Source organism: Geoglobus sp., from assembly GCF_054018175.1.
In genome coordinates, this window is record NZ_JBPLZQ010000109.1 from 1 (window position 1) to 9,670 (window position 9,670).

General features: G+C 52.0%; 13 protein-coding genes. 4 read left to right on the top strand and 9 right to left on the bottom strand.

Annotated elements, in window-relative coordinates; genetic code table 11:
• Positions 1 to 83 precede the first annotated feature (83 nt).
• Positions 84 to 506, top strand: a complete 423-nt coding sequence (locus ACXJJC_RS08400; protein ID WP_456370958.1) for a hypothetical protein — start codon at positions 84 to 86, stop codon at positions 504 to 506.
• A 31-nt stretch (positions 507 to 537) separates the two neighbouring features.
• Here ACXJJC_RS08400 and ACXJJC_RS08405 read toward each other — a convergent pair whose 3' ends face one another.
• From ACXJJC_RS08405 to ACXJJC_RS08420, 4 genes are read right to left on the bottom strand one after another with little or no spacing between them, the layout of a single operon-like run.
• Positions 538 to 1,383, bottom strand: a complete 846-nt coding sequence (locus tag ACXJJC_RS08405; protein WP_456370960.1) for an SPL family radical SAM protein — start codon at positions 1,381 to 1,383, stop codon at positions 538 to 540.
• Positions 1,380 to 1,910, bottom strand: a complete 531-nt coding sequence (gene yjjX, locus ACXJJC_RS08410; protein WP_456370961.1) for an inosine/xanthosine triphosphatase — start codon at positions 1,908 to 1,910, stop codon at positions 1,380 to 1,382. Before yjjX ends, ACXJJC_RS08405 begins: the two co-directional genes overlap by 4 nt.
• The gene (locus tag ACXJJC_RS08415) at positions 1,907 to 2,674 is read right to left on the bottom strand and encodes an MBL fold metallo-hydrolase (RefSeq protein WP_456370963.1); all 768 of its coding nucleotides are present in this window, start codon (positions 2,672 to 2,674) and stop codon (positions 1,907 to 1,909) included. Before ACXJJC_RS08415 ends, yjjX begins: the two co-directional genes overlap by 4 nt.
• Before the next feature lies 1 nt (position 2,675).
• Entirely contained in the window at positions 2,676 to 5,024 is a 2,349-nt protein-coding gene (locus ACXJJC_RS08420) for a DNA-directed DNA polymerase (RefSeq protein ID WP_456370965.1), read from the bottom strand.
• Positions 5,025 to 5,132: 108 nt separating this feature from the next.
• Between ACXJJC_RS08420 and cobT the strand changes: the two genes are divergently transcribed.
• Complete coding sequence (gene cobT / locus ACXJJC_RS08425) at positions 5,133 to 6,161, top strand: nicotinate mononucleotide-dependent phosphoribosyltransferase CobT (protein ID WP_456370966.1); 1,029 nt, start codon at positions 5,133 to 5,135, stop codon at positions 6,159 to 6,161.
• Between the two features lie 2 nt (positions 6,162 to 6,163).
• Here the strand turns inward: cobT and ACXJJC_RS08430 are convergent, their stop codons facing one another.
• From ACXJJC_RS08430 to ACXJJC_RS08440, 3 genes are read right to left on the bottom strand one after another with little or no spacing between them, the layout of a single operon-like run.
• Positions 6,164 to 6,562, bottom strand: coding sequence for a DUF86 domain-containing protein (locus ACXJJC_RS08430; protein ID WP_456370968.1), 399 nt, complete (start codon positions 6,560 to 6,562; stop codon positions 6,164 to 6,166).
• Positions 6,510 to 6,953 carry a nucleotidyltransferase domain-containing protein gene (locus ACXJJC_RS08435; RefSeq protein WP_456370970.1) on the bottom strand — a complete coding sequence of 148 codons (444 nt, stop codon included), beginning with the start codon at positions 6,951 to 6,953 and terminating at the stop codon, positions 6,510 to 6,512. Before ACXJJC_RS08435 ends, ACXJJC_RS08430 begins: the two co-directional genes overlap by 53 nt.
• 41 nt (positions 6,954 to 6,994) lie before the next feature.
• Positions 6,995 to 7,729 carry a phosphocholine cytidylyltransferase family protein gene (locus ACXJJC_RS08440; RefSeq protein WP_456370972.1) on the bottom strand — a complete coding sequence of 245 codons (735 nt, stop codon included), beginning with the start codon at positions 7,727 to 7,729 and terminating at the stop codon, positions 6,995 to 6,997.
• Between the two features lie 131 nt (positions 7,730 to 7,860).
• Here ACXJJC_RS08440 and ACXJJC_RS08445 point away from each other — a divergent pair, with 131 nt between their 5' ends.
• Both ACXJJC_RS08445 and ACXJJC_RS08450 read left to right on the top strand, forming a co-directional pair.
• Positions 7,861 to 8,358, top strand: coding sequence for a CDP-alcohol phosphatidyltransferase family protein (locus tag ACXJJC_RS08445; RefSeq protein ID WP_456370974.1), 498 nt, complete (start codon positions 7,861 to 7,863; stop codon positions 8,356 to 8,358).
• Between the two features lie 15 nt (positions 8,359 to 8,373).
• Complete coding sequence (locus tag ACXJJC_RS08450; RefSeq protein ID WP_456370976.1) at positions 8,374 to 8,967, top strand: class I SAM-dependent methyltransferase; 594 nt, start codon at positions 8,374 to 8,376, stop codon at positions 8,965 to 8,967.
• Here ACXJJC_RS08450 and ACXJJC_RS08455 read toward each other — a convergent pair.
• On the bottom strand, positions 8,902 to 9,471 hold the full coding sequence (locus ACXJJC_RS08455; protein ID WP_456370978.1) for a DUF445 domain-containing protein: 570 nt from the start codon (positions 9,469 to 9,471) through the stop codon (positions 8,902 to 8,904). The genes ACXJJC_RS08450 and ACXJJC_RS08455 overlap by 66 nt on opposite strands.
• 33 nt (positions 9,472 to 9,504) lie before the next feature.
• Positions 9,505 to 9,670 (bottom strand): methylmalonyl-CoA mutase family protein (locus tag ACXJJC_RS08460; RefSeq protein ID WP_456370980.1); only part of this gene is annotated, 166 nt, incomplete at its 5' end.

The following is a 9,670-nucleotide window of genomic DNA, read 5'->3' on the forward strand; positions in this document are numbered from 1 at the left end:
TATTTTGACAGTGCCTAACAACTCCCCCAACATCTTTCCAGCAATGGGAAGAATTTTAAATTAATTAGACACCAATATGCAACATGAAAAAATATCTGCTGCCATTAACCCTGCTCTCCCTCTTCCACGTTGTGAGGGGCGACGTGATCTTCCCCCTCACATTCGTGTTCATCCCATACATACCCATCATCATTCTCCCCGAGGTGTTAGCATTTCTTGCTCTCAGGGAAAGGCTTGGGCTGGAAATTCAGGCTGGCAGAGGCATTCTGGTCGTTGCAATAGCCAACATCATAAGTTCAGCTGCAGGACTGGTTGTTCCCGGCCCGTACAAATCTGCAATAGAAATCTGGTTCCTCTCCGCCTACGCCCTATCCACGCTGATTGAGGGAGTCATCTACAGGGTTGGAATGGAGAAGAGTGCAGTGAAAAGTGTTTTCCTCTCAGCAATTCTTAACGCTGTCTCGTACGCTGCTGTTCTTGTAGCAATAATAACGAAGATGCTCTGAAAGAGAAAATGCAGAACGGAACAGGTAGACCTCATGCTATCAGATGTGACCCATCGCAGCTTCCGGCTTTGAACGGTATTCCCTCCCTGCAGAACGCATAGCTTATACCAAGCTCCTCACACTTTTCAGCAATCCCTGATAAAAACCCCATCCTGAGGTCCCTTCTCAGATACCAGCTCCCGCCCAACCTCTCACCCTCCCTGAAGTACAGCCTCCTGTAGTGCTCTTTAAGCTCCGGAAATTCCTTTACAATCCGGGAATACGAGTCTCCTCTGAGCTTCAGGGTGGATGAGACAACGTGGTCCACAAAGCTAGCCCTCTCGAGAACCTCCTCAAAATTCTCGTCGTTGATCTTTGGCATTACCGGATCGAGTCTCAGAATTACAGGAACTCCTGCTTTCTTCAGCCTTTTCAGCGCTCTGATTCTTCTCTCCGGCTCAGGAGCGTTCGGCTCCATTTTCCCTGCAACATCCTCATCGAGTGTTGTTACCGTTATCGAAACTGCAGCCCTCATGTTCTTCAGGATGTCAGCATCTCTCGCCACAATGTCGCTCTTGGTTATAACCAGCAACCTCAAGTTTTTCTCCGATATCTGCCTCAGCACATTTCTCGTCAGCCCCATATCTCTCTCCATCGGCGGATACGGGTCGGAGCTGTTCGACATTGATATCAGCGAATTTTTGGGAAGTTTCTTCAGCTCCTTGTCAAGTCTAACGAGCAGCCTCTTCTTGGGCCTCGCGCTGAAGAAGTTTGGTATGTATGTTGAATAGCAGTACCTGCACCTGTGGTCACAGCCGGTGTACGGGTTGAGAGAGAACTTGGGCGGGCATGTGCATAGCCTCGATTTCCATGGATCGAAGGGTGTGATGAGGCTCATGGCCCGGTCCAGTAAAGGTTTCTGTTCAGCCAGGGTATCAGGGCCATGGTTACGGCAATCTCCGTTAAATCGCTCCTCTCAACGTGTCTTTTGGTCAGGTGGCCGATTGCACCGTATTTCTTTCCGAGGTCCCTTACGCCGGTCAGCGTTTCCATGACATCCCCCACCACCTTCCCGTTAAGCACTTCCCTCACAACCAGGGGCGGGTACTCAAAACCGGGGCCGAAGCCGAGGGTATATCTTTCGCCGTCATACACGCACGCAACCTGAAAGTCAATGTAGCCGGTTATCGTGTGCGGGAACTCGAACAGACCCGCCTCCACTCCGACGGAAAAGCTGAATTCCTCACTATAAGCATTCCTTGCCCTGTTTATCGCACCCATTATCGTTTCTTCACCGAAGGGCTGGTCGCTAACGTGTGAACTCACGCCAATATCCACCACCTCAACACTGCCGAAGAACCTGCTGAACGCTTTCTCGACCCCTTTTACCTTTGCCGGGTTTCTGGAACCGACAGCAACTCTCATTGCCAGTCTACCCCGAGCAGCGACCTCACGAGATTCTCCCTTGACCACTCTCCTCTGCTAAACCTTTCAAACATCATTGCCCTCTCACCAGCCTCGCCGAAAACCTCAGCATAGATCTCCATGTATGACTTTCCTCTTTCATAAAGCTCCAAACACCTCTGTCTCAACCACTTGAGGTAATTCAGGTACTCCTCGACCTCTTCTCTGCTGAACACACCATGACCTCCAAGGGCGACCTCAAAATCGTGCTGAAGGAGTTTTTCGAGAGATTCGATTATCTGCGTGTAACTTTCACCTCTCAAGGCCACGAAAACCTTTTTCGATGGGATCAGATCTCCCGTGAACGCGTACTCGTCCACGAAGTAAACAACGTGGTCTGAGGCATGTCCGGGGGTGTGCAGGTACCTTACATCCGGCCTGGCAAACTTTTCAGGCTGAATCTCCTCCACATCGCCCCACACCACCTTTCTGTATTCCGGAATCTCGAACCCGGAGGTCAGTATGTCAGCGGTAAGCCCGAAAGCATGGATTGTGTCGAACAGCACGGCATTTCCGGAGTGGTCCTCGTGATGGTGGGTGAGGTAAACGGAATCACGTGCCCGACTCGCGAGATATTCCTCCACCTCCTCCCTCACGTTCGAGCATCCCGAATCGAAAACGAGATTTGAGTAAACGTAGAATGATGTTGTGAACACCACTCTTCCCCCAACCTCTGCCCCAACCTCGATCCTCTCCACGTCTCCAATTCTATCGGTTGCAAGCATATCAGCCAAAGAACGAGTCGAGCGTTTTTTGTGTGTTTCCCTTTATGGTCAGCTCGCTGTAACCGAACCTCTCCAGTATCCTGAGAACGCTCGGTATTACCTGGTTGTTTATGTAGTACTCCCTGTCTATTTTGCGCTTCTCTGTACCGTGTTTTGTTTTGATTTCGACATACTTTCCGTCAAACCCCTCGATCAGCTCGAGTGGATACGCTCTGTCTCCTATGTTCCCGCTCCCCTCGAGTATCACGTACCCGACTTTCGTTCCAACGGGATATACAAAACCGAACTCCCTCGCCTTGAGCGCGGCCTTAACATGCGCCTGCATGCTCTCGTACTTCGATGGTTTCTTCGTCAGACCCTTGTAAATGACGAACTTATCGAGGGAGAATTCCCCTGCCCTGATTCTTGCTATAACTTCCCTGACGTATTTCAAAGCCTTTTCGGGATCCTTTTCCCTGAGAATTGTCTCTATCACGTTTCTCTGAACTTCCTTGGCCAGCTCGCACCAGTCACCCCTTCTCACCTCGAGTCCTTTAACGACTATCCTGCCGTCGCCGGTCAGTCCGGCGTACCTCTTCTTTTCAACGAAGAATATTGATCTGTAGACCTCGTCCACCTCGATCGTCACCGGCAGCTCTTCAGTTATTCTCGAAATCAGCTCTTCAACCTCCCTCTCGAGCTGCTCAGGTGGCAGGTCTTTCCTAACGAATATGCTGTCGGTATCACCGTAAAGCACCTCGAAGCCCATGCTCCTCGCAATTTCAGCGGACCTCTTTATGAAGTGCCTGCCCCACGCCGTTGTCGCCTCAGCACACGCTCTGCAGTACCACCTCGCCCCGCTCCACCCCGTGTATCCGTAAAAGGAGTTGGTCAGAACCTTGAGGGTCTGCTGCTTTATGTCAAGGAGCCTGTACTCAAGGCTTTCCCTGTCAACCTCCTTCATCCTCTCCTTGACCTCACGCCTTCGGCGTATCAGGTCCTTAAGGATCCTCTTGAAAAACCCATCAGGCTCCTTCCTGAACTTGTGGCCAACTTCTGGAGAAACGAAGCAATCCTCACACTTTCCCGCAACGTACGTGTCGGGAGAGATGTTGTAGGCGATCATGATCGAGGGGTACATTGAGGCAAAGTCAAGACAGTAAACGTTCTCGTGCAGCCCTCTCTCTGGCTCGAGGACGAAAGCTCCTTCATAGCTCTCCTCAACCTCCCTTGGGTTTGGGGCGAGTTCGTTGAGCCTGTAGGCCTCGCTGAGGAGAAGCCAGTCCACCTGCCTCCCTCTGCCCATCCTCGTTATGTCGTCAACCGGAACGCGAATCATCTTCGAAAGCTCGTAGTGCATTGGCAGGAGCTCTTCTGCAATGAAGTACGTGTTAAGTACATCCTGCCTCGAGTACCTGAAGACGCTCTCCCTGTCGCCAGAAACCCACTTCCGGTAGATGTCCTTGGCCTCTATGTCGGCTATCTCAACCCTCCTGCCGAGAAATTCGGCGACGTTCTCGAGCTTCTTCACCTTCACGTCAAGCCTCATTGCTATGTCGTAGAGGTCAACGTTGAGTCTGCCGGTTATCTTTGGCCTTCCTCCCCTGAACGTCAGCTCGCTCCCGTCTCTGCCTATCGCGAGTCTTACGGACAGCTTTTCCGCCCTTTTCCTCAGGTAAGGCCAGTCGAACCCGTCCTGATTGTACCCCACAATTATGTCCGGGTCGAGCTCTCTGATCACCTTCACGAACCTGGATATTACTTCCCTCTCCTCACCGTGGATTATCTCCTCATACTCACCCATCTTCACGCCGATGATTATGACAGGGTCCTTCTCGGGATCAGCCATCCCAAACTCTGAGAGCATCTCGCAGTCGAACGCGAGAACCTTAAGCTCGGGAAATCCAGATCTGCTAACCCTCTCGACGCTTTCAGCCTCGACGACCCTGATTCCCCTCTCGAGCCTGACCTTTCCCTCCACCCTTATGCCATCCATGCAGGCCAGGTCCATGTCAATCAGGTACCTGTAGGCGAACGGGATGTCCGCCTCCCTCACATCCCCGTACTTCTTGAACGCCTCCCTCAGTCTGGGGACATCCTGAGGGTGCTTAGCGTAGATCCTGTAAACACTGATCTCCCTTCCAAACACCTTTTTCTCTACGACCTCCGCTCCCTGAGGTGAGATGATCCTGTTCCTCGCCTCCACCTCAACTTTCATTGGATCGAAGTCCTCGTAAGGGATGACGTAGAAGTAGGGAGTGAAGTTCCTGTCATGCACTATGAACACACCCTCCTCATCCTTACACCAGAGCCTCACAACAGCCCTATCGTTTTCGGTTACGTAGTCTGCATCGATCAGCCAGCCCTCCATGCAAATTGACGTGTGACTCCAAACTATTTAACTTTCAGCCCCGAAAACGTTGTATTACGGTTGTATTACAAAACCAAACCTTTTATTACCGTCTGGCGAGTTTGGGATATGAGCTACAGAGTCGTGAAGGGTGAGGACTTCTCCCACCTGCTCGAGAGGGACCTGGCCTTTCTTCTGTGCGTGGGCAACACCAGGACAGCGGAAATCCCCGGTATAACCGTTGCTGGGGAGAGTCCGGAGCTGATAAAGTTCACGCCACCCGCAGATGCGGAGCTGCTCTACTACGGACACTGCAAGAGTATTCCATTCCCACCCGCCACACCTGATGGGAAGCCCACTCCTGCCCTGATAACCTACACGGCACTAAGGCTGCTCGGAACGCCCCTCTTCGTGATAGACAGCGGCCTTATGGTGAAGCCGAAGATTCCGTATTACAGCATAAACGCGCCGGTGGGAAACAACATCGCAGAGGGCAGAGCGATGGATCTCGAGCACGCTCTCGAGGCTTTCGAGTACGCGAAGATGCTCGGCAGGGAGTTTTCCAAGAGGTTCGAGGTACTGATGATAGGGGAGAGCATTCCCGCGGGCACGACAACTGCGGGAGCCGTTCTGAAGGCCATGGGAGTTGAGGCGAAGGTCTCGTCGAGCATGCCAGAGAACCCCGTGGAGGCAAAGAGGAGGGTAATGGAGAAGGCCGTGAGCAGGGTCAAGTCGGACGACCCGATCGAGATTCTCGCCGAAGTCGGAGACCCCGTGCTCCTCACCATTGCTGGAATCGCTCTTGGATCGAAGAAGCCGGTTGTCCTTGCGGGAGGTACGCAGATGGCCGCAGCATCTCATGTCATAAGGAGGCTGGACGAGAACAGAGAGATTCACATAGCCACAACTGTCTACGTCGCTGAGGACGGCACTGCAGACATAGCAGAAATCGCCGCGACAAACGTTATTGCAAGCGATCCGGGACTTGGTGAGTCTGCAAAACCAGGCCTGAGGGCGTATGCCGAGGGATTCGTCAAGGAGGGCGTGGGTGCGGGTGGTGCCACGCTGCTAGCCTACAAAAACGGATTCACGAAGGAAAGGTTCCTGAAGGAGATCGAGAAAGATTACGAGGTCATAGTGGAGCAGGCGAAGAAGTGATCTCACTTCACCAATTTTTCCGCGAGCTCCACAAGTCTGGCAGCAACGTCCAGCAGCTCACCCATGCTCTCAATTGCCTCCTCTACCTTTTTAAGATCGAGATGGTTGTAGTGGTGGGCTATCGCGTTTCTCAATCCGTTGAATCTCCTGAGCAAGTCCGCGTCTTCCTCGCTTAAAACACCCTCATCAACAAGCTTTTTGATGTTAGAGTAGTCGTCCCAAACTTCAAATCCCAGATCCTTTAGGAGCATTGCCACTATGTCCATCGCAGCCTCAACTGCAGTTAGAATTGAGTAAAGCACAGCCCGTCTCTCGACATTCCCGTTGAGATCCATCCCTGCTGTGAAGCTAACCTCTTCTTCTATCCACTCCAATTTCTCCAAGTATCTTTTCCTTCTCACTCATCCACCTCCTTCGCAGCCTGATCTTCTCCCAGACACTCTCGAATTCGTTCTCCCTCACCCTGTGCTCCATGTCCTTCCAGATCTTGAACTGCTTGTAGAGGTACATGTCGAGGTCATCTCTCGCGTAAATGCGAACATGGTTCTGTATTATGTCAGCCCTGACATGATACGGAAGATCCTCGAACACCCTTATGTCGTACTTTCCACCAAGCTTGGAGAGAACGGCATCAAAAACTCCTTCCTCGGGAGTTACAAGGCACACATCAACGTCGCTCCTCTTTGTGGCCTCTCCCCTGGCGTGTGATCCGAAGAGCACGATACCCCGGCACCTTCCAGCAAATCTCGAGAAGTCCCGCCTCAACTCCTCCAGCAGCCTGTCATCCACCACGAATGAAATTCTGACGAGGACATAATTAAAGGTTCTGCAGACTACCTGCCAGCTATCGCAGGATACACCTCCTCCCTCGCGCGGATCAGGTCTTCAATCGTATCTATCTCCGTCCACGCGAGTCCGGAGGTTGGGGCGAAGTTTACCTCGTGCCCTTTGTCAATCATCATCTGAAACGCGTGCTCGTAGAACACCCTCTTTCCGTACACGTCCATCGTTTCCTCGAGTGACTCGATGAGGATATTCACTGAGCGCTCGGTAACCTTAGTTATACCTATGTACTCCCCGTGCGCTCTTCTCGGATCGATCTTCTTGCTTATCTCAACGACCCTCTCCTCCTCAACGACGACCTTCATCTCCTCCTCCCCGAGCTCCTCCCTGAAGTCCACAGAGATCGTCAGGTTTTCCCTATCACTCTCGTGGATGTTCCTGAATATGCCAGGGTGGAATATTATGTCGGAGTTTAGGATGTAGTACGATCCGGAAATGTGCTTGGCCGCGAGGTAGAGGCTGTATATGTTGTTTGTGGTTTCGTACCTGTGGTTGTGGACGTACTCGACTTCTATGTCGTCGTAGTGCTCGTCAAGGTAGCTCCTGATCTTGTATGCCCTGTAACCCGTTACAATTACAAATCTCCTCACTCCGCTATCGCGGAGGATTTCTATGGAGTGAGCGATGAGGGGTTTACCACCAACATCTATAAGGGCCTTGGGAATTTTTTCGGTGAGCGTTCCGAGTCTTGAGCCCATTCCGGCTGCCAGAATGACCGCCTGCATGGATTAAGGAGGACTGAAATTTATTTAAGTCTTTTCGATAAATTTGTCCGGGAGGTGGTAGAATCAGGTTCGAGTACGTCATAACCAACGTCGTATACAGGAGGTTTTCGAGGCCGATTGCGAGGTTTTTAATGAGGTTCAACGTGCACCCGAACACAATAACGTACTTCGCGTTCGCCCTTGGCTTAGTCTCAGCATACATAATCGCGACCGGCAGGGTTTACTTGGGAGTGTTCCTGCTCTTTGTCTCTCAGATCTTCGACTGCGTCGATGGCGATCTCGCGAGGATGGCCGGCAAAACCTCAAGGTACGGGGCGTTCATCGACAGGGTTTTCGACAGGTTCGTGGATGCGGCGATCATAATTGCCATCGTCGCCCTCAATCCTTCAGACTACTGGCTTGCAGGCTTCTTAGCCCTGACATTCTCATTCGGCGTAAGCATCGCGAGGGCCATGGCAGAAGCTGAAGGTGCGGAGTGCAAGGTTGGCATAGCAGGAAGAGACACCAGGATAGCGCTCATAATGATCGGGCTGCTGCTCGGATACTACCTCGAAACGCTCTGGATAGTAGCGGCGCTGAGCCTCATCACAACTGTCCACAGGATTGCCCACACGGTAAGGCAGTTCTGAAATCAGGTGGTTAATATGCGACACAGGTTTTCTGGAAAACCTGAGGAGCTGTTGAGCGAGAGGAGAAGGAAAATCATGCCAACTGATGTGTTCGAGAGGGAGGTGATTTCCAGAGTTGGCAAAAGGGACACGGCAGTTGATTACGGAGCCGGGAGTGGGTACTTCACGGAGGTGCTGGCAAGGCACTTCAGGAGGGTTTACGCCATAGATGCAGAGTGGAGGATGGTGGAGGCGCTGAGAAGGGAAATGGACAGAAGGGGGATTGACAACGTGGGCATAATTCTGTCAGACAGACCTGTTGACTTCGACTTCCAGGTTGACTTCATCCTCTTTTCGAACGTCCTTCACGAGGTGGACGAGCCCGAAAGGCTTGTCGAGTGGAGCAGGATCGCGAGGTTCGTGTGCGTTATTGACTGGAAGAAGGTGGAAACGGAGTTCGGCCCTCCGGTTGATGAAAGAATCGGCGAGGAAGAGATGAAGGATCTCCTCGGAAAACACTTCTCGAGTGTCGCATCTCTCAACATCTACCCGTACCACTACGTGCTAATATGCCACAATGAGGAACAGCGTCTGGACGAGCCCGATGATGAACCCCAGAACCGCACCTGAGATCTCGATGAACCTCATCTCCTTTTTCGCGAACCTCTTGAAAATCAACTCCGCCTCTTCTTCGCTGAATTCGGCAATTTTCTTTTCGAGAAACTTCTTGAAGTCCATGTTTTCAACGATTGCCGAGCTGAGCAAAACCTGGGACCTCCTGACCAGCCCATCCACATGCTCGGAGATCTTCTCCCTGAACCCGTACTTTTCAAGAATGCTCTCGATAACCGGGTTCATAAGAAACTTCAGCAGCTTAGACTCCCTGAGGGTCTTTCCTATTGCCTCGTCAATCAGCTCCCTGAAGTCCTCTTTCCTGACGTAATCCTCGATGAGCTCAACGAACCTCACTGCGAACTCCTCGCTCTTTGCGGGGACGAGGCCCTGAATCTTAATGCCGAGGATCCTAACAGGCTTCCTCGGGTGGAACAGGAGCTTTATTGCCACGACATTGGTCAGGTACCCGATGAGAGCTCCGAGAAATGGGGGTACGAGGTAAATCAACCACTCCTTCAAGGCACCACCAGAAAAAGGTAAGGAAGTGAGGACTTAAAAGATTTGCGGGGCCCTGTACTCTCCAAACACCTCTCTGAGGGCGTCGGTCATCTCACCCAGAGTTGCTTTCGCCTTCACCGCCTCGAGTATGTACGGCATCAGGTTCTCCTCCGGATTCTCTGCAGCCTTCTTGAGATTCTCAAGGGCATGATCCACCCTG